This window comes from Mangrovimonas sp. ST2L15 (assembly GCF_001280515.1).
Classification (GTDB): domain Bacteria; phylum Bacteroidota; class Bacteroidia; order Flavobacteriales; family Flavobacteriaceae; genus Mangrovimonas; species Mangrovimonas futianensis.
Window position 1 is genome coordinate 1,582,115 of the sequence record NZ_LBIQ01000030.1, and the last position, 25,766, is coordinate 1,607,880.

Genomic DNA, 25,766 nt, shown 5'->3' on the forward strand with positions numbered 1-25,766 from the left:
ATATTCTGATATTTTTACCAGTGAACCATCCTACAAACCAAACAAAACTGAAATACCATGAAAACAAAACATACATTTTTATTACTTCTGGTTTGCCTTGTATTCAGTTGTAATACAGACACCAGAAAGAAGAGAACAAGGAATGTGACAAACGCACATGATTATCGTGGATTTTTTGAGTTGAAAGAGAATGAGGCGTTGCAAAAGGCAAAAAGCGAATATGCTTTTTGGGAAAAAAAGCTAGAAAAAGAACCGAGTCAATATCCGTACCTTGCTAAAATAGCAGCGTCTCAATCTCAATTATTCACGATTACAGGAGATATCAAATATCTCAAAGAGGCTGAATCAAATCTTACGGCCTTAAATGAAAAATCTCATTACACTAATTCCGGTAGTTTAAGGTCTTTAGCCCATAACTATATTTCGCAACACCGATTTAAAGAAGCGTTAGCACTTTTAAAAATGGCAGAGACTCAGGGAGAGCGATTGAAAGCGACCCAAAAGATGCTTTTTGACGTGCATTTGGAACTTGGAAATACCGCCGAAGCCAAACACTATTTGGAAACTATTAAAAACTTAAGCGATTTTGATTATTTAATTCGCTTATCAAAATGGAGTGATCATCAGGGTAATTTGAAGGCTGCCATTAAGTATATGGAAAAAGCACAAATTATTGCAGAACGTTCCAATGTTAAGAGCCTTAAGGAATGGTCGTATACCAATATAGCAGACTTTTATGGACACCACGGTGATATTGAAAAATCTTACAAGCATTACATAAAGGCATTACAATTAAACCCTAATAACGCCTATGCCAAAAAGGGGATTGCTTGGATTGTCTATTCGCATGAAAGAAATCCAGAGGAGGCTTTAAAAATTTTAAATAGCGTAAGTAAAGAACATAACGCTCCAGATTATCTGCTTCTTAAAGCAGAAATAGCATCGTATATGGGAAAAAATAAAGAAAAAGAAACCTATCTGGAAACTTATGTAGAGGCTGTAAAAAGGCCAGAATATGGCGATATGTATAATGCTTACAACGTTTTAATATACACCGATGAATTCAATCAAGCACAAAATGCCATGGTTTATGCTCAAAAAGAAGTAGCCAATAGGCCTACGGCTTTATCATATGATTTGCTAGCATGGGCCAATTTCAATGAAGGGAATAAATTAAAGGCTTTAGAAATTGCCCAGTCTCATGTTTTTGGTAAAACTTTTGAGCCAACAGCGCAATATCATTTGGCGGAAATTTTTAAGGCCAATGGCTTAGAGAATGAAGCACAAAAAATCAAAACAGAATTGCTTGAAAGCACCTATGAACTTGGTCCTTTAATGGAACAAGAAATTAAGAAAATTTAAACATTTGACCCTATTAGTATTTAGTATTTTCACAAAAAATTATCCCCTATGATTAAATCATTACTTACTTTCTGTTTATTGTTTATTATTAGTTCCTTAGCCCAAGGGCAAACCATGCAAGGTCATGTGTTGGATGAAAATAATAAACCTCTAGATGGTGCTTATCTATATAATGAAAATTCAAAAAAGCATGCGCATTCCAACGAAAGTGGCAGTTTTATTTTGGAAGGTAATCAGGTAAATGACTCCATAACCATAGGGTTGTTAGGATTTGAAAAAAAGATACGTATAGTATCTCAAGAAGATTTGAATAATTTGGTAACCATTCATTTGGTAAGTAAAGCATTTTTACTGGACGAGTTGGTATTGACCAATGAGGTCAATGCGTTGCATACCGTAGCAAAATTAGATTTAGAAACCAATCCTGTTAATTCATCTCAAGATATTTTGAGGAAGGTTCCAGGGCTTATCATCGGACAACATGCAGGAGGAGGAAAGGCAGAACAAATCTTTCTACGCGGTTTTGATGTGGACCATGGTACCGATGTGAGTATCTCGGTAGACGGTATGCCCGTAAATATGGTTTCTCATGCTCACGGTCAAGGGTATAGCGATTTGCATTTTCTTATTCCAGAAACAATCAACAATATTGAGTTTGGCAAAGGTCCTTACTACGCCGAGAAAGGAGATTTTGCTACCGCAGCTTACGTCGATTTTAATACAAAAGAACGGTTGGATGAAAGCGAAGTTCTTTTTAGCTATGGACAATTTAACTCGTTACGAACGGTAGGATTGTTCAATTTAATGGATAAGAGTGGTTCTCAAAATGCCTATGCAGCTATAGAATACATAGAAACGGATGGTCCCTTTGAATCACCTCAAAATTTTAACCGATTAAACCTCTTCGGAAAGTATACAGCGTTGTTAAAGGACCATGATAAGATTTCATTTAATGTTTCCCATTTTACCAGTCGTTGGGATGCATCTGGACAAATTCCACAACGGGCGGTTGATAGTGGTTTAATTTCAAGATTTGGTGCCATAGACGATACTGAAGGAGGAAATACCTCTAGAAGTAATATCAATGTGTCCTACATGAAATTTATGGATGATAATACGAGTATAAAAGCCAATGCATTTTATTCGCACTATAATTTTGAGCTGTATTCTAACTTCACTTTCTTTCTGGAAGACCCTGTAAATGGTGATCAAATAAAGCAATATGAAGGTCGAGATATTCTAGGTTTTAATGCCGAAATTAAAAAACACAAACAGCTTGGGGAAATTGATGTGAATATCTCCTCTGGGGCAGGGTTAAGACATGATATCATTAACGATATAGAGTTGTCACATACATTGAATAGAATTGAAACTTTGGAATACATGCAATTAGGTGATGTGAATCAGACCAATCTGTTTACGTATGTCAACACCGAATTTCTATTTGGCGCTTTAAAGGTAGCCCCAGCCTTACGATTGGATTATTTCAAATTTATGTATAACGATCATTTGACAGATTCATATGCAACCCAAAGTAATTCCAAAACCGCTTTGTCTCCCAAATTGAATGTGTTTTTTACGCAGAATGAGAATTTACAATGGTATTTGAAAAGTGGTATAGGATTTCACTCCAATGATGCTAGAGTTGTGCTACAGGAAAGAAAAGATATTCTTCCAAGAGCCTATGGTGTAGATCTGGGTACTACATGGAAGCCAATCCCGAAAATGTTATTGAATGTCGCTGTCTGGACCTTATTGTCAGAACAAGAGTTTGTTTATGTAGGCGATGCTGGTATCGTGGAACCAAGTGGTAAATCGGAAAGATATGGGGTAGATCTTGGGGTTCGTTATCAATTTACCAATTGGTTGTATGCAGATACCGATGCCACCTATACCCATGCAAGAGCAGCAGAGGAACCAAGTGGAATGGATTACATTCCTCTAGCACCAGACTTTACTTGGACGGGTGGTCTGGCTGTGGTTAATTTGAAAGGGTTTAGTGGCGGAATTAGATATCGTTACGTAGATGATAGACCAGCCAATGAGGATAACTCCATCGTGGCCGAAGGTTATTTTGTGACTGATTTTAATGTAGCCTATGAATATAAAAACATGGGAATAGGGATTACTATTGAGAATTTGTTTGATGTAGATTGGAACGAAACCCAGTTTGCCACAGAATCGAGGTTGTTTAATGAACCAGAACCAGTTGAAGAAATACATTTTACACCTGGAACTCCCTTTTACATTAGAGGAAACCTCACTTATAAATTTTAAAGTAAACTAACCTCTGTCCAAAGTTATTGGGGGATTTGTTTGGTAGAGTTTTTGTTGGTTTGGAAGCGTCACTTCACATGGTTGGAGGGCGCTTCTTTTTTATGGCTTCTCGTGAAGATTGGAGGTTCTTATGTCAACAGGTGCCAGTTGCGGTAAATTGCTGACTGGTGAATCCAAGTAAAAATAGGCGGTAGCAGACACATCATCGCTTCTATAAAAGTTGGTCCAACCATTCAAAATATCAGGATGGGTGAGGTCAACAGGCTGTGGCATTTCAAGGAGTTTGTGGAAGCTTTTATTGCTTACGCTTATGGGTTTCATGGGCACGCCGTTCTTAATCATTTCCCGAACTTTTTCTGCTGGAGCTCCACCAATTTGTTGGATGGTCACCTCCATATTTTCATAAAAAAACACAGGATCAGGAATGTGATATCTGTAGAAAGCATATTCCCCTTTTTTAGCATTAGCGATAGGTGAGCCTTGGTATTGATGACTAAAAGGCCCTTGACCATAGGCTGTTCCTATATAGTCTTCAGTCCCCGATCCAACCAAACTAGGATAATCTTTATCTCCATCTAAGTAAATTTTAACCTCTCCCTCTCCAAACCAAGTGTCTTCATACACTGGGTCTGTATACACCCCAATATTGGTTCCTAAAAACCTCCCAGAGCCTTTGATTTTGGGAAGAACTTTAAAATCCTCAGCCAATTTGGTATGAAGGTCTCGGCTCCAATAAGTATGAAAATAAAGCACATTTTCTTTATGCTCTTCCATTAGCACATCCACATCAAAAAAAATAGCTTCTAGATCCTTTTGAGATTCATTGGTAACTGTAATTTTTGCCTCAGTTTTAAATGGCATGGGAATAATACAATTAAAAGATCGTCCTTCTGGGTCACTAAAAAGGGCACTTTCAAAAGGAACACGTTGGCCCAAACCAACTCCGAAGAAATCCCCTATGGGAGCTGATACGGCTGGCTTGTCACTGCCGTCCCAAAACATTTCAATTTTTAGGGAACGCAACATCTCAGGACTTCTATCACTAAATGTTAACCAAATACGCTTAATAGTGCCGCTGCCTTCAAGATTTACCAAATTAACAGACGCGCCTCCTTTGATGTTATCAAATGCATGTCCCTTGGCTCCTTCATTTTCTATACCACCTTGCCCTTTATCTCCTGATATGTTTTCAAAACTCACCCATTTGGTATGCTTATTTTTAGGAAGTTGATATAACTCTTGGGAGAATAGGGTAGGGCTCCCACTTATAATAAATAAAAGGACTAAAAGTGATAGTTTATGAATTAAAGACATAGTTGTTATGAATTTGTTTCCACGGCACCCAAAGTATATAATTGATCCATAGTTGGAGACTCACTACCTCCAGCTGGTTCTAAGGTAATTCCAAAAGCTTCAGAATCATAAATATTCTCTAGGGTGAAAATTTTATTCTCGTTTTTGGTAAAATCATCAATAGTTCCCAAACTGGTAGGTGTTAATGGGGTAAGCGTTAAAGACCAAATTTGATATACTTTACCACTAGGAGGGGTTGGAAGTCCTTGCAAATCAAAATAAATCTTATCATTATCTTTATCCCAATAGGCCTTTGCATAAGCCTCCGGATAAACAGCTTGTCCTGTTAAAGGAATAGAAATGACATTTTTATCTCTTATAATCGATAAAATTTGTTTGGTTTCTACCAATTTTTGATCTGTTTTTTCTAATTCAACCTCTATCAATTCTTTCTCGGTTTCTACTGTTTGAATATCAGATTCCAATTGCTGCTTTTGATTGAACAACCAAATAAGTCCGGCAAACAATAAAATAGAAGCTGCCCAACCGGTATAAGCCATCCAGCGGTTTTTAGGTCTTCTTATTGGCACAACTTGATTTGATAAGCCTAATTTTTCCTTTACTGAGGCAAATAGATATTTAGGATCAGAAGGAGATGCCATTGCCGTTAAAGAAATAATGGATGCTTCAATTTTTAAAACCTCTGAAAGGACCTCGGGAGATTTTAAAAGCATGTTGTACACTTCCTCATTTTCTTGGTCTGAGAGCGCACCGGCTACATAAAGCTCTAATATTCCAGATTCTATAAATTCCTTTTCGTTCATGAGTTCACATTGAGCATGTTTCTAAGCTCATTAATACAATTTCTGTTTCTTGTTTTAACGGTGCCTATGGGCATATTTAATTCTTCCGAAGCCTCTTTTTGAGTAAAACCTTTGAAGTATAATAACTCAATAATTTCAATACATTTATTAGCTAATTTCTTTACAAAGTTTTGAATACCTAAGGCATCCATTCGACTGTTTAAGTTTTCTTGATTCTCTAAAATATCTACGAAAAACTGGGCATTGAGGTTTTTTTTAGAATTTTTAAACGTTTTGGAGCGGGTTTTATCAATGGCTGTATTTCTTGCTATATTAAGAATCCATGTAAAAAAGCGCCCTTTCTTAGCTGAATACGTATGGGAATTATTCCAAGCCTTAATAAAAACATCTTGAGTTAGTTCTTGAGCAATATCGCGATCTCTTACAATATTGAAAATAACACCATGCATACTTTCAGCATACATGTTATATAAAGTTTCAAAGGCCTTTTCATCTTTCTTTTGAAAACGTTTGACCAAATGTGTTAAGTCCATATTGTGGGATTTGTAGGTCTGAATTTATAAAATATTATTTTAATAAAAAAAGCTACCTGTTTTAGGTAGCTTTTTAAAAATATCGTAATAAATAACTATTTATTCAATAATGCCTCCACAACTCACGCGTCCTCCAGCATCACCAGTAGGTTGCGTAGTAAAGTCATCGGTTCCTTGATGCACGATTACGGCTTTTCCAACAATATCTCTGTTAGGGTCACCACATCCTATACACCATTCACCACCTGCGTTGAAGGTAATAGTTCCATTACCATTTTCATCGGCAGTAAAGTTTCCGATGTCTCCTTTATGGAAACCTTCGGCAGCTCCCCATTTTCCATGAGGCTGATTTGTAGGGTTCCAGTGTCCTCCAGTTGAGGTTCCATCTGGAGCCGAACAATCTGCTTTTTCATGAATGTGGATGGCGTGAGAACCAGGCTCTAAACCTTCAAAAACGGCCACAACGGTTACTTGCCCATCTTTATCAGTAAAAACGGCATTTCCAGAAACCTGAGTGTCACTTTTAGGTTCCATAGCCAATTTAATTTTTTTGACTTCTACTTTCGTTTCAACAACTTGTTCTTCTGTTACGGTTTCTTCATCTGCTTCCTTTTTCTTGTCGCTTTTACAGCTAGCAAATACAAGAGAAAAGGCACATAATGCGATAACTACTTTGTTCATAATGGTTGAGTGATTTTAATGTTTAAAACTAAAATTACATAGAAACCCATAGAATCTAAAATTATTAAGAAAGGTTTATGATAAATGTCATAGTTTAACCCCAGCCTTACTTGTAATTTTGAATTCATAAAGTTAGGTATGAAAACATCTTTGGTAACAAAGTATAATGTGGCTGGCCCCCGTTATACAAGCTACCCTACGGTGCCTTATTGGAACTTGAGCACTTTCTCTAAGGGACGTTGGGAAGATTCTGTAATACAGGCATTTTCTGAAAGTAACACTTCGGAAGGGATCAGTATTTATATACACTTGCCCTTTTGTGAGAGCCTGTGTACATTTTGTGGTTGTAACAAACGAATTACAAAAAGGCACGATGTAGAGTTGCCTTATATAGACCAACTTCTGAAAGAATGGAGTCTGTATCTGGAATTGTTTGATTCCAGACCCATAATCAAAGAACTTCATTTAGGTGGTGGGACACCAACCTTTTTTTCCCCAAGGAATTTAACCAAACTCATTCAGGGCATTTTTAAAGATGCCGATAGGGCCCCTGAATGGGAGTTTAGCTTTGAAGGGCACCCAAATAACACAACAAAAGATCATTTACAAACACTATTTGATCTTGGTTTCAAACGGGTAAGCTTTGGGGTTCAAGATTATAATGAAACTGTCCAAAAGGCGATTCATAGAATTCAACCATTTGAAAATGTGAAGCAAGTTACCGAATGGGCTAGGGAAATAGGGTATACCTCTGTGGGGCATGATATTATTTTCGGACTTCCGTTTCAAACTCTTGAAGATGTGCTTTACACAATCAAAAGAACCCAAGAGCTCATGCCAGACCGAATTGCATTCTATAGTTACGCCCATGTACCTTGGATAAAAGGGAATGGCCAAAGAGGGTTTAAGGATGGAGATTTACCTGCACCCGAAACCAAACGGTCACAATATGAAATGGGTAAGGATTTATTACAACAAGTAGGTTATACCGAAATAGGCATGGATCATTTTGCCTTACCTTCAGATGGTCTTTATGAATCTATGGTCACCAAAAAACTTCATAGGAATTTTATGGGGTATACGGCTTCCAAGACCCAGATGATGATTGGTTTGGGGGTATCTGCAATTAGCGATAGTTGGTATGGGTTTGCCCAAAATGTGAAGACATTAGAGGAATATCAAGAACTTATTAAAGAAGGAAAATTACCAGTATTCCGCGGTCACATGTTAAATGAAGAAGATTTAATCATCCGTAAGCATATATTAAACCTTATGTGTCATCAAGAGACTTCTTGGGAAAATCCCAATCAAAAATTTAAGGAATTACAAAGTACGTTGGCTAAACTTTCTGAGATGGAAAAAGATGAATTGATCAGTATTGAGGCCAACGGTTTGAAAATAACGGAAAAGGGAAGACCTTTTGTACGTAATGTGTGTATGGCTTTTGACCTGTTACTGCAAAGAAAACAGGCAGATAAACAATTATTTTCAATGACTGTGTAAAAGGTCGGGAGCTTTAAATAATATTTTTAACTTAGTACAAATTTTAAACAACTTAATCATTACCATGAATAAAATTATTGTACCCATCGATTTTTCTGATTATTCAGAATACGCCTTACAGGCTGCGGCTTCTTTGGCGAAAAAAAACGACGCTGAAATTCTTGCTTTACATATGTTGGAGCTTTCTGATTTTATGTTGACAATTTCTGGTTCTGCATTAGATGAGCAAACGGTGTTCTATTTAAAAATGGCAGAGAAGAAATTCCATGAATTTTTAGATAAGCCCTATTTAGAGGGTATAGAAGTTACCCCAATAGTAAAGCATTTTAAATCGTTTGTTGAAGTAAGTGAAATCGCAAAGGAGCATAATGCCGATCTAATTGTAATGGGATCACATGGTACACATGGCCTACAAGAAATGTTTGTGGGGTCCAATACTGAAAAGGTCGTAAGACATTCTGAAATCCCTGTACTGATTATCAAGGATAAATTGAAAAGTATAGAGTTTGACCATGTCATATTTGCTTGTGATTTCTCAGATGAGGCCATCCCAGCTTATAAAAAGGCTACCAAAATATTAGGTGAAATCAGTGGTCAATTGCATATCTTATATGTAAACCAACCAGCTGAACGTTTTAGAAGTTCTGACGAAATTGAAAACAAACTAAAAGAGTTTTTAACTAAGGCAGATGGTAACACAGATAACTTTAAAAATGTAGCCATAACCAATGCATATACCGTAGAGCACGGAATTTTTGCTTATGCTGATAAAACGTCAGCCGATTTACTAGCACTTGCTACTTATGGAAGAACAGGAATAGCACACTTCTTTGAAGGCAGTATTTCTGAAGATGTAGCAAATCATGCGAAGCTACCGGTTTTAACTTTCAAAATTTAATTTTAGTGATGAACAATCAGTAAGGGCAAAAACAAGCTCTTACTGATTTTCGTTATTGAAGAACCTTCCATTAACCGTTGTAAGACGGTTTCTTTTTTTGCTATAACGCCTGCTAAATCAATAGTGTGAACTTGCTCATAAGTCAAAACGGCGTCGTGAAGGGATACCCCATGAATGTAATGGTAGCTGTAATTTCCTTTAAATTGAACTAACTTAAGCTCATCTTCTTTTATTCTTAAGGGATCATCTGTTTTCGTCACTCTCAAGAAATGGAATCTTGGGTTATGGGAGGCCATGACGTTTAATATCTCATTAAATTCGTCACTGTTTAAATGGTCATCATCACCCAATGGTACCAGGAGACTGTTTGGTTCCTTATAGTTAAAATCCCTTGGTATAACCAAGGTAGGTTTCTTGATGTTTCTTATGATTTGAAGAGTGTTAGATCCAAAAATCACTTCCATTACATTGGATGCTCCATTGTATCCAGCAACCAAAATATCAATCTTTTTTATGGCAATAACTTGGTTAATGGCACTTAAAAAATCATCATAGTCTATAAGGTACTGAAAAGAATGATTGGGGTTTTTATTGGTATTCTCTAATTCCAAACAAGCTCTTTCTAGAGCCTCCTTTTCATTGGCTAGCAAACTACTGTAGATATCTGCTTTAGGATCTTTGATAAGTTCGCTCATGGTAAAATCATTGGGCCTATGCACATACATTAAATAAAATTCACAATGTTCCTTATGGAAAAAATGAAGGGCATAATCAATAGCGTTTACAGCGCTTTTAGAGAAATCTGTAAGTAGGAGAATACGTTTCATAACCTTAATTTTCGTACAATTAAGATACAAAAAAATAGGCTTTTAATTAATGACAATTCATGGAACTTGTAGCCATATCCACCATAGGTTTTGGAGAAATATATGGGATTCCTAATCCAAGTCCTCTTAAAATAAATAAGATGCCAATAATGATTACAAACACAGGGATGGCTTTTTGAATGCGTTGCTTAATGTTGGCATTCAAAAACTTACCCAGATAAATGGCTGAGGTCATGAGCGGAATAGTGCCTATGCCAAATAAAATCATGTACATACTGCCTTCCAGGGCATTGGCGCTTACTAAAGATCCAAACACGGCCATATATACCAAACCACAAGGTAAAAAACCATTAAGGAATCCGATGGTCAAAAAAGTATCTGCTGTTTTTTTCTTAAGGGATTTTCCTAAAGCCGATTTGACTTTAGAAATTAATTGATAGATAGGTTGAGAGATTTTAAAGCGGTTTAATTTGTGTGCAGGAATTAAAACCAAGACAATCATGGCGGCTCCAATAGCTATGGAAAGTTGTTGTTGAAATCCAAATAGATATAAGCCCTTGCCAACCAGTCCAAACATCAAACCAATCAAGGCATACGCTAGTAACCTTCCTATATGGTAGGTGGTAATCTGACTGACTTTTCTAAAGGAATTGGACCGATCTACGGGCAACATAAAGGCAATGGGACCACACATTCCCACACAGTGAAAACTTCCCAAAAGCCCAAATATGAAAGCCGACCACAACATTTAATATTGGATATCTTCTTTAAATAAATAATTAATGTTCTTATATTGCCAATCTACTTTAATGTTCCAACGGCCATCTGATAAACGCGTGTCAGGTATGAGCAAATTATGTGTGGACAATGAGATTGGCGTCTCAAAGTCCGATTGTTTATCGGATGGCCTATATAGGAACACTTTTCCTGAAATTTTGGTGACATCCATTTCCTCAGGGAATTGAATCACCAAACCATCGTTGGTTTTATTTATTTCTAAATTATGTGCCAAATTCTTGGCATTGTTTTGTTTGTTGATATCCTCTTGAAATTTGACTTCTTGCTTATAATAGTCTTCGGTCACCAATTCATGGTTGTATTTGTCGTTGGTACTCATGTTAATGACAAAATACATGATAAACGAAATGAATGCTATAAATGCAATAACGATACCGGTTCCCCAATTAAATTTCATTTGTTACGAGGTTTATGTTTAATTATAACTTCTTGGGCCTAAAAAGTTGACACTGGTAGTTTCAATCAGCTTTTCTTTGCTGTAAACATCAATTGTCAGTTTTACTTTATCGTCCTCCAAATTAGCTTTATCAATTTCTATAAATATGGTTCCTTCAGCTAGTCCTTGCTCAGGGACATGAATGACATCTTCTGTAGAAACCAGTTTGATTTCACCTTCAACACCCCTAAGTCTAAACGTTACATGGTTATACTCATGAGAAGTTTTGTTGATGATTTTATAGGTGAACACATTACTTATAATGTTTCCTTCCTTATGTTCATATAGTTGCCCTGGTAATCTCAAAATACGAGCATCTAAATCACTTCGTAATAATAACATTCCGGCAAGCACTCCAGTCAAAATGGTCAGAACGGCGATGTAGCCTTTCATTCTAGCTGTAAGCTTGAACTTTTCCTTTTTCTCTATTTCATCTTCACTAGCATACCTAATAAGTCCTTTGGGCAGATTGATGCTTTCCATAATATGATCGCACTCATCAATACAGGCGGTACAATTGACACATTCCAACTGTGTTCCGTTCCTGATGTCTATACCTGTAGGACATACATGCACACATTGAAGACAGTCAATACAATCACCATGTCCCAAGGCTTCGCGATCTTCATTCTTTCTGAACTTTTTACGTCCGTTTTCACCTTCTCCTCGTTTATGGTCATAGGCTACTACAATGGATTTGTTATCCAAGAGTACACCTTGTAAGCGTCCGTAGGGACAAGCAATGATACACACTTGTTCTCTAAACCATGCGAAAATAAAATAGAAAACAGCAGTAAAAATTAGTAGTGGGAAAAGAGTGCCCAAATGCTCTGCTGGCCCATCTGTAATGTCACTAATCAATTCATCGCTTCCTATCAAATAGGCTAAAAAGATGTTGGCTATCAAAAAGGAAATGATGAGAAAAATAAACCACTTTAAGAGTCTTTTTCTAATCTTTTCAGCATTCCAAGGCTGGTTGTCCAGCTTACGTTGCTTGTTTCTGTCTCCGTCAATCCAATATTCAATTCTTCGGAAAACCATCTCCATAAATATGGTTTGCGGACAAATCCATCCGCAGAAAATCCTTCCAAAACCAACAGTAAAAAGGGTAATGAAAACCACTCCAATGATCATCGAAATAACAAATAGATGAAAATCTTGCGGCCAAAAAGGAAATCCGAAAATGTTAAAGCGGCGCTCCAGAACATTGAACATGAGGAATTGGTTGCCATTTATTTTAATAAAGGGCGCAGCAAACAAAAAGGCTAATAGGAAGTAGCTTACTATTTTACGTTTGTCGTAAAACCTTCCACTTGGCTTTTTGGGATATACCCAAGCGCGCTTACCTTCATCATTGATGGTACCAATTGAATCTCTAAAGTTTTCGTTTTCTGGAGCTTCCATCTTGTGTTATTCTCTAAGTAATATATCAGTAGAATCTACTTTTATAACTTGTTCTTCAATCGTTGCAGGTACTTCCACATCTTCTACATTAACCTCATCCGTGGTCCAAATATCACCTTGCGGTTCTTTTGGTTCAGCTGGAGTGGTACCTTGTAAAGACAGCACATAACTGGCAACTTGTGCCATTTCTGATGGTTTTAAACTTTGCTTCCAGGCAACCATTCCTTTTCCGGCACGTCCACCTTCTGATATGGTATGGAATACATTTTTAATACCGCCGCCTAAGATCCAATATTCATCGGTCAAATTTGGTCCAATACCACCACCACCATCAGCTTTGTGACATGCTACACAGTTTTCTTGAAATATAACTTTTCCAGCATTTAGGTCTGAGGCATCAGTCAATATTTCTACAGTATTGAAATCAACCAAATCTTTTGCCGTTTTTTTGTACTCTTCAATAGATATTTGGGCTTCAGCATATTCTTGTTCCAATTCTTCAAATTGATTGGCACCATTAAATACATGGTATCTCAATAAATAGATAGCGGCAAAAATGATAGAGGCGTAGAAGCTATACAACCACCATGGTGGCAGGGAGTTATCAAGCTCTTTAATGCCATCATAATTGTGATCTAAAATAATTTCATGTTCTTCCTCAATAGGTTTTTGGTCTAAGGATTTTTTATAAATATTTTGAATCCAACCTATCAATTTAGAAGGCTTTTTGGCTTCAGCCAAATAGGTTTCTTTGGATTTCTCGTCCAAACTTTGAAAAAGTATATTCTCTAGGGAACTTACAATAGCCTCTATTCCTATCAGGAACATTAATACCAAAACCAAGAATAGGGCCACCATTGGGAATTTAATAAATGCCGGTTCGTTTCCAGAATCTATAAAATACTCAGCTAAGGCTGCAATAGCAAAGAAGATGACCGGTACTCTGATCCAGCCTGGAATTTGTCGTCTCATAATTCTGCGTTTTGTTGGTTATCTAATGGTAATTGGCTTACGGTATTGATGTATTCTTTTTTTGCGGTTATAACCCACCAAAAGAGGATAACAAAAAATAAAAAGAATATGAGGAGCGATATCATGGGATAGATTTCTATCCCAGTGATACTTTCTAAGTGATTTTTTACAAATTTTAGCATGGTTGATTAGTTTTGAGTAGCACCAAGTTCTTGTTCTAATTCCTGAACCTTAATATCGGTTCCAAGGCGTTGTAGATAAGCAATCAAAGCTACAATTTCACGGTTTCTCATTTCTACAAAATCACTACCGCCACTTTTCTTATCGGCTTCATAGGTTTCTGCAAAATCAGGATCGGTATAGAGGTTTTCCTCAATTTTGGTTCCTTGAGCTAGCATGTTTTCTTGTGCTTTGGCAATGTCTTCATCTGTATAAGGCACGCCTAATTTCACCATGGTTCTCATTTTAGCTTCCGTTTGTGATTTGTCCAATTCATTTTTAATCAACCATGGATAAGGTGTCATAATAGAACCAGAAGATGTACTGGTAGGGTCATACATATGGTTTAAGTGCCAGTTGTCTGAGTATTTACCTCCCACACGGTGTAAGTCAGGACCAGTACGTTTACTTCCCCATAGGAATGGGTGATCATAAACATATTCACCAGCCTTGGAATACTCTCCGTAACGTTCTACTTCACTTCTGAATGGACGCACCATTTGGGAGTGACATCCCACACAACCTTCTCTAATATAGATGTCTCTACCTTCCAATTCTAGAGGGGTGTATGGTTTGACTGTTGAAATGGTAGGTATGTTCGATTTGACCATTATGGTTGGTACAATTTGAATCACCCCACCTATAAGAATGGTGATAGTAGCTAAAATGGTTAACTGAATAGGTTTTCTTTCCAACCAAGTATGGAAGCTTTCACCAGCAATTCTTCTTTTAGATACACGCTGTAAAGCAGGAGCTTCTGCCAATTCATCGGTTACTGAAGACCCTTGTTTCATGGTCATGATGATGTTGTAGGCAAGGATAAACATTCCGAAGATATACAAGGAACCACCAATGGCACGCATCCAGTACATTGGGATAATCTCAAATACGGTTTCTAAAAAGTTTCCATATAGTAAAGTTCCATCAGGATTGAATTGCTTCCACATAGTAGCTTGAGTAAATCCAGCTACATACATAGGTAAGGCGTATAAAACAATTCCTAAAGTGCCTATCCAAAAATGAAGGTTAGCAAGCTTGATTGAGAATAAGGTTGTTTTGAACAATCTAGGTATCAGCCAGTAAATCATACCAAAGGCTAAAAATCCGTTCCAAGCCAAGGCACCAACGTGTACGTGGGCTATAATCCAGTCGGTAAAGTGTGCTATGGCATTAACCGTTTTTATAGATAGGGTAGGTCCTTCAAAAGTAGCCATACCATAACCAGTAATGGCCACAACCATAAACTTCAATACAGGGTCAACTCGCACTTTGTCCCAAGCGCCTCTTAAAGTCAACAGACCATTAATCATACCTCCCCAAGAAGGCATTAACAGCATGATAGAGAAAGTGGTTCCTAAATTTTGCGCCCATTCTGGAAGCGCAGTATATAATAAGTGGTGTGGTCCTGCCCAGATATAAATAAAGATCAAAGACCAAAAGTGGACAATAGATAATCTATAGGAATAGATAGGTCTGTCTGCCGCCTTAGGTACAAAATAGTACATCAACCCAAGGAATGGTGTGGTTAAAAAGAATGCTACGGCATTATGTCCGTACCACCATTGAACCAAGGCATCCTGAACTCCGGCATATACCGAGTAGCTTTTCATGCCACTTACAGGCAATTCCAAACTGTTGAAAATATGTAGTACAGCAACCGTGACAAAAGTGGCTAAATAGAACCAAATCGCCACATACATATGACGTTGACGACGTTTTAAAATGGTACCGATGAGGTTCCATCCAAAGGCAACCCAAATCAAGGCGATGGCAATATCAATAGGCCATTCCAATTCGGCATATTCTTTAGAGGTGGTTAATCCCAATGGTAGGGAAATAGCGGCAGCAACAATAATTAATTGCCACCCCCAAAAATTAACATTACTTAAAAGATCACTGTACATCCTGGCTTTAAGCAACCTTTGAGAGGAATAATAAACACCAGCATAAATGGCATTACCTACAAAGGCAAAGATGACAGCGTTGGTATGCAAGGGTCTTAAACGACCAAAACTTAACCAAGGGATTCCCTCTGTAAGGGTGGGAAATAGAAACATAAAGGCAAGGAGTAACCCTACCAACATGCCCACTACGCCCCAAACCATGGTGGCGATCAAAAACTTTTTGACAATTTTGTTGTCATAATAGAACTGTTGAATTTCCATAATTAATTAGTAGTTGGATTGTGGTTTGATGATTTATTTTTTGACTTGGTTTTAACCAATTCGTCTTCAAAGAGCATTCTAACAGACGGCGTGTAACTGTCGTCGTACTGTCCGCTCCTGACGGCTGTGATAAAGGCAATAAAGAATATTATTGCTACAATCACACTAATAGTGAGTAGAATATAAATAACGCTCATACCTAATTAAGAGTTTAGTTCAAATTTATAATGGCTCCAAGTTTTAAAACATGATTTTTATCATGATTTCTATTTTTTATCATTTTAATTTTCGTCCTAAATAATTGGTTGCTACCGTAGTAAAAATGACAATGCTTATGGAACTCAATGGCATTAATATGGCAGCGATCACGGGTTTTAGTTGGCCAGTAACGGCAAAATAAAGTCCGATAACATTATATATGAAGGAAAAAATAAAACTCCACTTAATGATTTTTATGGCCGACTTTGAAGCCATAATGTAGTCGTTGAGCTGGTTAAATTTACCAGCATCCAAAATAGCATCACAGGCAGGGGAGAAGACATTAATATCTTCTGAAATAGCAATACCTACTTCGCTTTGGGCTAAGGCTCCCGCATCATTCAGTCCATCACCTACCATAAGTACTTTAGCACCTTCACTTTGATGGTACTTGATGTATTCTAATTTATCCTGGGGCTTTTGGTTAAAAATCAGTTTGGTTTTGGTAGGTAATAATTTTTTCAGGTTTTCTGCTTCACCTTCATTATCACCTGATAAAATAACCAAATCAAAGGTCCTCTTTAATTGGTTGAATAACTTAGACAATCCCGGACGGTACGAATTGTAAAAGGTATATTTTCCTTTATATTGGTCGTTACTGCTTATGTGGACTGAAGTACTCAATTCAGGTAGGGCAGATACTTGTCCTACAAAAGCTGGTGATCCTATTTTGATTGTGTTTGAACCATCCGCAGCGACAATCCCTTTTCCTAAGTGTTCTTCAAAATTGGTTAAAGGTACAATTTGGTGTTCGGCCAGTAGTTGGTACAAAGAGCGACTCAAAGGGTGGTTGGAACCCCTAAGCGAACTCTTTAAAAGAGCTTCTTCTTCTCTTGAAAGTTGAATGCCTTCATAACTGGCAGTACTTTTTTTATTGGCAGTAATGGTTCCTGTTTTATCAAAAATAATGGTGTTGATCTGCGCCAATTGCTCAATAACCGAGGCGTTCTTTAGATAAAATTTCAACTTGCCAAAAATACGTAGCAAATTACCCAATGTAAAAGGGGCTGCTAAGGCTATGGCGCAAGGACAGGCAATAATAAGTACGGCCGTGAAGACATTCATAGCTTTAGACATATCCACAAACATCCAATAGCTGGTGGCCAAAAAAGCAATACTTAATACGGCAATGGTAAAGCGCTTACTTATAGTGTTGGTTAAAGTTGTAAAGGCATCTTCCTTGTTTTTGTTGAAGACATCATTACTCCATAATTGAGTGAGATAACTTTGCTCGACAGATTTTAAAGCCTCAACCTCTATAACACCAGACGTTTGTTTGCCTCCAGCAAACAGTTTGTCTCCTGAGACTTTGTGGACAGATTCAGATTCGCCAGTAACAAAACTGTAATCCACGTTGGCATTCCCATTTATAAGAATGGCATCTACCGGAATCAATTCCTCGTTTCTTATCAATAACCTGTCACCTTGTTGTATGTCATAAACTTGGATGGGTGATTCTTCACCTTGATCCAGTTTGGTAACCGCTATAGGAAAATAGGATTTGTAGTCACGCTCAAAGGAGAGGTACGCATAGGTCTTTTGTTGGAAGAACCGTCCCAGTAATAAAAAGAATACCAAGCCTGTCAAACTATCAAAAAAGCCAGCGCCCAAATCAAATATGATTTCAATGGTACTTCTAACGAAGAGTACCAAAATACCTAAGGCAATGGGAACATCAATATTGAGTATTTTGGAACGTAGTCCTTTAAATGCGGAAATAAAATAATCTCTACCGGCATAGAAAACAACGGGCAGTGAGTAGGCAAACATCAGCCATCGGAATAAGCCTTTATATTGATCCAGCCAAAACTCGTTAACCTCAAAATACTCAGGAAAGGAGAGGAACATGACATTTCCAAAAGCAAATCCAGCCACTCCTAGTTTATAAATGAGACTACGGTTTACCTTGTTTTTTCCAGTATTGTAATCTTCAAGAGAAATATAGGGCTCATAGCCTATACTACTTAGAAGCAAAACCAATTCTTTTAAGGAAAAAGCGGTTGTTTTATAGGTGGCTCGTACTGTTTTTTGACCAAAATTAACTTGAGAAGCCGTAATGTTTGGATTTAATTTATTGAGGTTTTCTAATATCCAAATACAGGAACTGCAATGGATGTGTGGAATTTTGAGTGTCACTATTTGAGTTTGCCCGTCATTAAATTCCAGTAACTTATCGATGATGGCTTCTTGTTCTAAGAAGTTGTATTTGCCTTCAATTTCTTTGGGAGTCGCACCGGGGGCTTGTTGTAAATCGTAATAGCAAGTGAGATCATTTTCATGGAAGATCTCATAGACGGTTTTACAACCGTTACAACAAAAAGATTTTTCGTCAAAAGTGATGCTCTCGTTTTCACATGAATCACCACAGTGGAAACAGTTTGTTTGTTCCATAAAACTTGCTCAATTTACCTAAGACAAAAGTCTGTTTTAAGATATTAAAAAAATATGATAATTGTCAGCTTTTCACTAATTTTACGGTAGATTTCGAAGATATGAGTAAATGTGAACAATGCATCGTCAAGCAATTTAATTCTTTAAAAGCCTTAACCAAAGATGAACTGATTAGGATCTCTGGTTGTAAGGAATCTAGAACCATCAAAAAAGGGGAGATTATTTTTGAAGAAGGAGAAATTCTTAACGGTATATTCTGTATTAGGGAAGGTATTTGTAAGCTTTCCAAATTGAGTTCCAACGGTAAAGACCAAATAGTTAAATTGGTAGCTCGAGGGGACATTATGGGGCAACGGTCCTTGATTGGTGATGAGTCGGCCAATCTAAGTGCTGTGGCTATCAATGATATGGAAGTTTGCTTTATTCCTAAAAGTGAGATTCTGGACGACCTTCAAAAGAACAATAACTTTTCAATGACTATGCTGCAAAAGATGGCTGATGAACTTAAATTATCAGATAACATTATTGTGGACATGGCTCAAAAGAGTGTCAAGCAAAGAATGGCAGAAGCCTTGGTTCAGATTTATGAAACCTTTGGAACTGAAGAAAACGAAGCCTTAAGCGTAATTCTTTCAAGAGAGGATTATGCTAATATTGTGGGGACAGCTACGGAATCGGCTATTAGAATCCTGTCTCAATTTAAGAAGGAAGGACTTATTAGTACCAAAGGGAAACAAATCATTATTGAAGACGTCAACGGATTAAGACGCGTAGAATAGCAGCCATTGTCATCCTGAACTCGCTTAATTTTTTTGAATCTTCGATTTCAGGATGAACTTTTGACTACAACTTTCCTAATGCCTACCGTTTACTGGATACTGTTTACTGACTATTAACGTCATCAACCGCTTCCATATCAGCTTGTGGTAATTCTCCATCCATTTTTTTGGTTGGGTTTTTGAGGTATTCATCAAGAAAGTCTACTACCTTACTGTAGGCTTCTATTTGATTTTCTTTTTTCACAAAGCCATGGCCTTCATCTTCAAACAACACATATTCTACGGGAACGCCATTTTCCCTTACCCCAGCAACAATTTCATCACTTTCTACTTGCAGTACCCTTGGGTCTTGTGCACCCTGTAAAACCATAAGCGGTTTGGTAACTTTATCGGTGTGGAAAAGGGGAGAGATACGTTTTAATCTAACCGAATCGGCACTGTAGGGATCCCCTAATTCCAAATACAATGATTTGCGGAAGGATTCCCAATAAGGGGGAATACTTTTGAGGGTTCTCATCCAGTTGGTTACCCCAAACAGATTAACGCCTACATTAAACTCTTCGGGGGTGTAGGTTAGGGCAGCCATAGTCATGTAGCCACCGTAAGAGCCACCTATGATTCCTATTTTATCTGCATCAATTTCTGGTTGGGTTTGAAGCCAATTTTTCCCTTCAACACAATCTTGCAAATCTTTTTCGCCGTGGTTTAAGTCATCCATCTTATAGAAGGTTTTACCATAACCACTACTACCACGATTGTTTACCGCCAGAACAGCATACCCATGATTTACCATATATTGGAGCAAGGAGAAGTAACTTTGTCTGGTTTGTCCTCCGGGACCACCATGTACCCAAACCATGGCAGGTACTTTATGGTCTTTTGAAGCTTGATGTGGCAGGTAGTAAATGGCAGGTATCACGGTGCCATCAAAGGATTTGTAACGCACCACTTGTGCTGTGACCAAATCATCGATATTAATGTCTTTGTTTAGAACATTGGTAATCCTGTGTAATGCCTTGTTTTCAATGTTGTAAGTATACAAATCAGAAGGGGTGTTAGACCCGCCCACATACAAGCGCATCCATTTTTCATCATCGCTAAAACTCACACTGGTAATACTCATTTGACCAAAATCGGGTAGGTCTAGAGGTTGTTTGGTGGCTGTTTCTGTTACTTCTATGACATTTTTTCCATCCTCATTTATATAGACAACCATATAGGTGCCATTTTCAGTAAAACCTGAACCCATAACATCCCAATCCTTTTGTACAACGATTGATTTTTCTTTGGTGCTGAGGTCATAAGCCATCAAATAAGAAAATTCCTGACCATCATCGGTGGTGTAGTATAGGGTTGTATTGTCTTTGGAAAAACCTTGGGCCGAATTCGCACTAAGCTGGTCATTGATCTTAGTAGATTCCTTAGTTTGCATGTTGTAGAGATACAGGTCGCTATCGTTGGTGTTTAATGATTGACTCAATGCAATATATTGCTCGTCACCAGAAATGGCACTAAAGTTCATACCGTCATTATTCTGGTAGACCAAGCTGGGTTTAAAGGTGTTGATATCCATTTTATACACATCAAAATACTTGGGGTCTCGTTTGTTTGATAAATAATAAAATCCTTGTTTATCTTCTGTCCAATCTAGGAATTGGGATTTAGCCTCTTTCTCTGGGGTAAGATCTGTCAGGGTCCCTGTGGTGTCTCTGAGGTAAATATGATCTATTTCATCGCCATTGCCATCGGCTGACAGCAACATGCGGTCATCACTTGGAAAAAAAGACTGGGCAAAGTATGAGGTGCTGTCTGAAGCGGTTATGGGCGTGTAGTCCCCTCCTTGGGTTGAAACAGTGTAGGCATTGTAGATGCCTGATTTGTTACTACTAATGAGTAATTTGGAATTATCATGAGAAAAGCTACCACCGCCTACGGACTCGTTATCCATAAACTGTTCAATAGTATATTGTGGGATTTCTCTTTGGGCTGTTTCGGTTTCTTTGGTTTGGTTTTCGTTCTTGCAGGAAACAAGAATAAGTACAAAAATAAGGAGGATGGATTGTTTCATGATTTCGTATGTGATTGATTATAAGCAATAAATATAATCAAACTTTACATAACACCCTTATAATGAGGTAGAAAAGTATATAATGGTTTTAATTCTCCTGAAAGCTGCAACCTTGACTGTCTGGAAAAGTAATTTACAGCGCAATTCCTGCTGAAATTTAAGGTTAATATCCTGAACCCCAGCCCTTGTCATCCTGAACCCCAGCCCTTGTCATCCTGAACTCCATCCCTTGTCATCCTGAACTTGTTTCAGGATCTAATGGTCGATACAGGTCCTTCCATTCTGGATTAAGGCCTTCAATAAGATTAATCTTCCAATCCCTGTGCCAATTTTTTAACTGCTTTTCTCTCTTTATAGCGTCATAAACGTATTGATACTCTTCATAATATACCAGTTTCCTTAATTTATATCGAGATGTAAAACCACTATTAGAACTAAGATGTCGTTCCATTCTATCATCTATACCTCCTGTAATGCCAATGTATAAGACGCCTCTTGGTTTGTTTGTAAGAATGTAAACCCAATAGTTGTGATAGGCGCGTCTCATCATGTATTAAAAATAGTGATTTTGTGATAAGATGCTGAAATAAATTCAGCATGACAGTTCGTTTATTGAATCCCATCCCTTGTCATCCTGAACTTGTTAACTTCGATTTCAGAATCTAAATGTCATCAAGACGTTCCTATCTGGTTATTTCAAACAGCAACAACTCGGTGTCATCATTAGGAAGAAAGGTGGTGCCTATCTGTTTCAACCCGAGTTTGATTAATAGGTTTTGGGAGGATACATTGTCTTTGGTGGTAAATCCTCTGAGGGTTTCTATACCAAAATGGGTAAAGGCCGCTTCCTTAATACAATGGGCGGCTTCAAAACCGTACCCATTTTCTCATAGGCAGGTAGAAAGGCAAACCCAATATCAATGCAGTCTACGCCTTCCCTAGCGTAGAGTCCGCAGGTGCCTATTTTCTTTCGGTCTTGCTTCCTGATCAAGGTGTAGTTTGAAAAGCCCAAACGCTCTAGTTGGGGCAGCACCTTCACACGGATGTAACTTTCAGCATCTATCTCTGTTTTAAGGTGGCGATCGCCTATGTACTTTAACCACTTGGGGGTGTTTAAAAGCTCTAAAATAAAAGCCGCATCCTTGACACTGGTAGGTCTTAGGAGGAGTCTTTCGGTTTCAAAGGTTTTATAGGCCATGGCTGTTTTTATGACGGGTCACACAAGTAACCGTACCCAAGGTAGTAAATTGGAACAGATTTTCAGTAGAAAAACACTTCTAAGAAATGAGTATCTCTTTAGTCTTAGGACGCCCTTGGGCTTTTGTAAAGCCAATAACTTAGGCTTATGTGGCTACTTCTTTTTAGACTTGCCTTTGCCGTTTCCTTTGCTTTTGCTGTTTCCTTTGCCTTTGTTCTTGTTTTTGCCGGCGTTGTTTTTTAATTGGTGGAATTCAGGGGAACCAGGTTTGATGCCTAGTTCTTTGGCGATGACGCCCCAACCTTTCTTTTTGTTGGTTTCATACACCGTAATCACACGGTCAATAGATACTCTAGAGAGTTTGGAAAGCTCAAATGCCAAGTAAATTTCTCCAGGTGCCATGTGCAGGCTTGTGTGCATGTGGTCAATTTTCCTGCTGCTTACACCAAAAGACAGGCTTAGATCGCTTCTAAAGGCGCTAAAGTTGGCCGTAGCTCTTGTGTTGATCATGTTTAAATCGGAGTCCAGTTGTACGCTGCCGGTGTTAAAGGTAATCTGTGCCGAAGCTGAAAAGGCCATAAGGGCCAGTAGGAAGAAAATGCATTTTCTTATCATATCTTTGTAGGTTAATGGTTCATGTTTGCTGTTCTAGTACGAGACACCTTGGGGAGGTAGCAGGTATTTAAACAGGCTTGTATGCTCTGGTTGCTGATTAGGGCGTTCTATCTCCAGAGGGATAGAATAGCTAAAATAGTCATTTTTTTGGTTTATGGTTGTTTGTTTATGGTTGATGGGAGGTGCGGATTGAAAGTCTGTGTTGATGGGATTTGTTTTTAACTCAGGTTTTTGTTGTAGGTAATCTTTAATAGTTTAACTCTTTTATAATGTTCAGGTTTATGTCCCAAATAGTTATTCTTCCTTTTTTATCTGTAGTAACAATTCGATTGTCCTTAGGACTCCAATCTATTCCCCATAGTGTATTTTTTGCTTTTTCTTCTCTAATCAAGTCTCCGGTTTTATCCCATAGCCGAACATAATCACCTGCTGTAGCCAGCACTTCACCATTCTTACTCCATTTAATGTTTCGGTACTCAAGTTTACTTTTTTCTATGTTTTTAATGTTGTCTCCATTGGCACTCCAGAATTGAAGTAAAGGCGGATAGTTTTTTTCAAAATCTCCATAGTCTCCAGTTACGAAAAACTCACCTGACGGATGCCAATCTATACAAAGCATCAATACCTCCTGATTTCTAGGTTTAATGTTGAATAAATTATCGTTTTCATAATCGTAAATTCCTATTTGACTTCCGACTGTTACAATTGTATTCTTTTTAGGATGCCAACTTAATCCAGTTATTGATTTTTGTTTGACGTCAATTTTTTTAATGATATTTCCTTTTTTATCAAATATGGTCAGCATTCCTTCATTATCTCCAACTGCTAAAAGTTTACCATCAAAATTCCAACCGATTCCTCGTGCTCCATCCTTAGAGATACTGTCAAGTACAATAATTGCATTATTTTCCAAATCAATAATTTTTGCTTTATCTGTTGAGATTTGTGTGGAAACCGCCAATTTCTTGTCTTTGGGATGCCATTTTAATTTAGTAATTGTATTTGTTAAAGGGTAATTCTTTTCTCTTTTAAAGTTTTTTCCTAAAAATAATCTCAGAGTGTCCTGATTTCCTCCCGTTGCAATATATCTTCCATCTGAACTCCAATTAACTGTCCATAGCAAACCTTTATCAGTAAAACTTTCTTGCTTTTCTGATGCTTTACACCCAAATAAAATGATTGTCAAAAAAAAGGTTTGAATTTTATTCATTGTTCTTTTTTAGATTACTTAGAACTCGTTTTACCCTAACTAAAATAGACTTTATTCCTTGATTTGTGGGGAGATGGTTGCCTATTTTATCTTAGTTTTTTGGTGTGCATTTGTTTTTTTAATATTTATCAAATACTTGGTCAATCAGTACCGTGTCTTTTTCGATTTTTATTTTTGTTATTTTTTCTAAAGGATAGCCATTTGTATAATAACCAAAAACTTGCGTTTTATTAATTCCGTTCACTAAAAATGTTATTTGGTAAGCTCCATCAGTTTTTGAGATAGTCGTCATATCAGATTTATATTCGGCTTTTTCTCCTTCTTTTAGTGAAATATATTTTCCTACATCACTAATATTCGGTTCTATTTTCAGAGAATCTATATTAAATTCCGTGTTGTTCATAATTTCAAAGTCCGCTACAACTTTATTACTACAAGAAGTTAAAATCAAAGTAAAAACTAAAATTCCGATGATATTTTGTTTCATTATTCTCTATTGTCAATTTCGAATTTCATGTTGTTGTGTCGTTTTTATTTTAATTCAAAAAATGCATCAATTTTAGAGTACAGTTCATTCCTGTCCCCGCCTTGATTTATACAATGAAATAATTCTGCATTAATTGAAGAATCAATAGTTTCTCCATTTCTAATTTTCAAAAGTTGAGGAAATCGAGTATAATTTTTAAAGCCATAAAACGCTCTGGATAAGAATTTCGTGTCGTATTTATCAGATTCGATTTTCCGTCCATTTAGAAATAGAACTTCCACTTCTTCTGGCAAGTTGGGAATAACTTTGTCTTCAATGTACTGACGTCCTTTTTTTCTGTTGTTATAGCAGAAGAAATTAGAGCCATCAATAGTCTGTAAATATTCCAAGTATTCCTTCTTGAACTTCTTTTCTCTAATCCATAGAAATGGACTTGCAATTATGAAGAAAGGCAACGCAATGACAATCAAGCATAGAGTCAAAATTCCAATTGGAATAGCTAATAATATGTTTTTTACCGTCTTCATTTATGCTCCACAACTAGTTATATCCCTACTAAAATAGTTTT

The 25,766-nt window shown here is 37.3% G+C and carries 24 protein-coding genes and 1 pseudogene; 5 read left to right on the plus strand and 20 right to left on the minus strand.

What is annotated here, in order from left to right; genetic code table 11:
* Positions 1-57: 57 nt before the first annotated feature.
* Positions 58-1,362: a tetratricopeptide repeat protein gene (locus ZA07_RS11005; protein ID WP_053971733.1), complete on the plus strand. Its 1,305-nt coding sequence runs from the start codon at positions 58-60 to the stop codon at positions 1,360-1,362.
* 48 nt (positions 1,363-1,410) lie between these two features.
* On the plus strand, positions 1,411-3,639 hold the full coding sequence (locus ZA07_RS11010) for a TonB-dependent receptor plug domain-containing protein (protein ID WP_053971734.1): 2,229 nt from the start codon (positions 1,411-1,413) through the stop codon (positions 3,637-3,639).
* Between the two features lie 99 nt (positions 3,640-3,738).
* On the opposite strand, the gene ZA07_RS11015 is transcribed toward ZA07_RS11010, so the two are convergent.
* The 4 genes from ZA07_RS11015 to ZA07_RS11030 form a co-directional block, all read right to left on the minus strand.
* Entirely contained in the window at positions 3,739-4,953 is a 1,215-nt protein-coding gene (locus tag ZA07_RS11015; protein ID WP_053971735.1) for a glycoside hydrolase family 172 protein, read from the minus strand.
* A 5-nt stretch (positions 4,954-4,958) separates the two neighbouring features.
* Positions 4,959-5,756, minus strand: coding sequence for an anti-sigma factor domain-containing protein (locus tag ZA07_RS11020; RefSeq protein WP_053971736.1), 798 nt, complete (start codon positions 5,754-5,756; stop codon positions 4,959-4,961).
* Positions 5,753-6,289 carry an RNA polymerase sigma factor gene (locus tag ZA07_RS11025; protein ID WP_053971737.1) on the minus strand — a complete coding sequence of 179 codons (537 nt, stop codon included), beginning with the start codon at positions 6,287-6,289 and terminating at the stop codon, positions 5,753-5,755. The genes ZA07_RS11020 and ZA07_RS11025 overlap by 4 nt, the downstream gene beginning before the upstream one ends.
* Positions 6,290-6,388: 99 nt before the next feature.
* The gene (locus ZA07_RS11030; protein ID WP_053971738.1) at positions 6,389-6,970 is read right to left on the minus strand and encodes a superoxide dismutase family protein; all 582 of its coding nucleotides are present in this window, start codon (positions 6,968-6,970) and stop codon (positions 6,389-6,391) included.
* A 138-nt stretch (positions 6,971-7,108) separates the two neighbouring features.
* Here ZA07_RS11030 and hemN point away from each other — a divergent pair, with 138 nt between their 5' ends.
* Together hemN and ZA07_RS11040 are read left to right on the plus strand one after the other, a co-directional pair.
* Positions 7,109-8,473, plus strand: coding sequence for an oxygen-independent coproporphyrinogen III oxidase (gene hemN, locus ZA07_RS11035; protein WP_053971739.1), 1,365 nt, complete (start codon positions 7,109-7,111; stop codon positions 8,471-8,473).
* Positions 8,474-8,537: 64 nt separating this feature from the next.
* Positions 8,538-9,371: a universal stress protein gene (locus ZA07_RS11040; protein ID WP_053971740.1), complete on the plus strand. Its 834-nt coding sequence runs from the start codon at positions 8,538-8,540 to the stop codon at positions 9,369-9,371.
* 2 nt (positions 9,372-9,373) lie between these two features.
* On the opposite strand, the gene ZA07_RS11045 is transcribed toward ZA07_RS11040, so the two are convergent.
* The 9 genes from ZA07_RS11045 to ZA07_RS11085 all read right to left on the minus strand — a co-directional run bounded on the left by ZA07_RS11045 (position 9,374) and on the right by ZA07_RS11085 (position 18,841).
* On the minus strand, positions 9,374-10,198 hold the full coding sequence (locus ZA07_RS11045; RefSeq protein WP_053971741.1) for a universal stress protein: 825 nt from the start codon (positions 10,196-10,198) through the stop codon (positions 9,374-9,376).
* Between the two features lie 46 nt (positions 10,199-10,244).
* Positions 10,245-10,946, minus strand: a complete 702-nt coding sequence (locus tag ZA07_RS11050; RefSeq protein ID WP_053971742.1) for a sulfite exporter TauE/SafE family protein — start codon at positions 10,944-10,946, stop codon at positions 10,245-10,247.
* Complete coding sequence (locus tag ZA07_RS11055) at positions 10,947-11,393, minus strand: FixH family protein (RefSeq protein WP_053971743.1); 447 nt, start codon at positions 11,391-11,393, stop codon at positions 10,947-10,949.
* An 18-nt stretch (positions 11,394-11,411) separates the two neighbouring features.
* Positions 11,412-12,836 (minus strand): cytochrome c oxidase accessory protein CcoG, encoded by a 1,425-nt coding sequence (gene ccoG, locus ZA07_RS11060; protein WP_053971744.1) that lies wholly within the window; start codon positions 12,834-12,836, stop codon positions 11,412-11,414.
* Positions 12,837-12,842: 6 nt separating this feature from the next.
* Positions 12,843-13,808, minus strand: coding sequence for a cbb3-type cytochrome c oxidase N-terminal domain-containing protein (locus ZA07_RS11065; protein WP_053971745.1), 966 nt, complete (start codon positions 13,806-13,808; stop codon positions 12,843-12,845).
* On the minus strand, positions 13,805-13,990 hold the full coding sequence (locus tag ZA07_RS16295) for a cytochrome c oxidase subunit IV (protein ID WP_053971746.1): 186 nt from the start codon (positions 13,988-13,990) through the stop codon (positions 13,805-13,807). Before ZA07_RS16295 ends, ZA07_RS11065 begins: the two co-directional genes overlap by 4 nt.
* A gap of 6 nt (positions 13,991-13,996) precedes the next feature.
* Positions 13,997-16,192, minus strand: a complete 2,196-nt coding sequence (ccoN, locus tag ZA07_RS11075; protein WP_053971747.1) for a cytochrome-c oxidase, cbb3-type subunit I — start codon at positions 16,190-16,192, stop codon at positions 13,997-13,999.
* Positions 16,193-16,194: 2 nt separating this feature from the next.
* Positions 16,195-16,389: a cbb3-type cytochrome oxidase assembly protein CcoS gene (ccoS, locus tag ZA07_RS11080; protein ID WP_053971748.1), complete on the minus strand. Its 195-nt coding sequence runs from the start codon at positions 16,387-16,389 to the stop codon at positions 16,195-16,197.
* Positions 16,390-16,468: 79 nt separating this feature from the next.
* Positions 16,469-18,841 carry a heavy metal translocating P-type ATPase metal-binding domain-containing protein gene (locus ZA07_RS11085; protein ID WP_053971749.1) on the minus strand — a complete coding sequence of 791 codons (2,373 nt, stop codon included), beginning with the start codon at positions 18,839-18,841 and terminating at the stop codon, positions 16,469-16,471.
* 101 nt (positions 18,842-18,942) lie between these two features.
* Here ZA07_RS11085 and ZA07_RS11090 point away from each other — a divergent pair, with 101 nt between their 5' ends.
* Positions 18,943-19,620, plus strand: a complete 678-nt coding sequence (locus ZA07_RS11090; RefSeq protein WP_053971750.1) for a Crp/Fnr family transcriptional regulator — start codon at positions 18,943-18,945, stop codon at positions 19,618-19,620.
* A 103-nt stretch (positions 19,621-19,723) separates the two neighbouring features.
* Here the strand turns inward: ZA07_RS11090 and ZA07_RS11095 are convergent, their stop codons facing one another.
* From ZA07_RS11095 to ZA07_RS11125, 7 genes and pseudogenes are all read right to left on the minus strand, one after another.
* Positions 19,724-21,688, minus strand: a complete 1,965-nt coding sequence (locus tag ZA07_RS11095; RefSeq protein WP_053971751.1) for a prolyl oligopeptidase family serine peptidase — start codon at positions 21,686-21,688, stop codon at positions 19,724-19,726.
* Between the two features lie 232 nt (positions 21,689-21,920).
* Complete coding sequence (locus ZA07_RS11100) at positions 21,921-22,238, minus strand: GIY-YIG nuclease family protein (protein ID WP_082316568.1); 318 nt, start codon at positions 22,236-22,238, stop codon at positions 21,921-21,923.
* Positions 22,239-22,371: 133 nt separating this feature from the next.
* A pseudogene (locus ZA07_RS11105) lies at positions 22,372-22,886 on the minus strand (GNAT family N-acetyltransferase).
* Positions 22,887-23,039: 153 nt separating this feature from the next.
* On the minus strand, positions 23,040-23,501 hold the full coding sequence (locus ZA07_RS11110; RefSeq protein ID WP_157492119.1) for a hypothetical protein: 462 nt from the start codon (positions 23,499-23,501) through the stop codon (positions 23,040-23,042).
* Between the two features lie 247 nt (positions 23,502-23,748).
* Positions 23,749-24,711, minus strand: coding sequence for a WD40 repeat domain-containing protein (locus ZA07_RS11115; protein WP_053971753.1), 963 nt, complete (start codon positions 24,709-24,711; stop codon positions 23,749-23,751).
* Between the two features lie 118 nt (positions 24,712-24,829).
* The gene (locus ZA07_RS11120; RefSeq protein ID WP_053971754.1) at positions 24,830-25,198 is read right to left on the minus strand and encodes a hypothetical protein; all 369 of its coding nucleotides are present in this window, start codon (positions 25,196-25,198) and stop codon (positions 24,830-24,832) included.
* 44 nt (positions 25,199-25,242) lie between these two features.
* Positions 25,243-25,725: a hypothetical protein gene (locus ZA07_RS11125; RefSeq protein WP_053971755.1), complete on the minus strand. Its 483-nt coding sequence runs from the start codon at positions 25,723-25,725 to the stop codon at positions 25,243-25,245.
* Between the last annotated feature and the right edge of the window lie 41 nt (positions 25,726-25,766).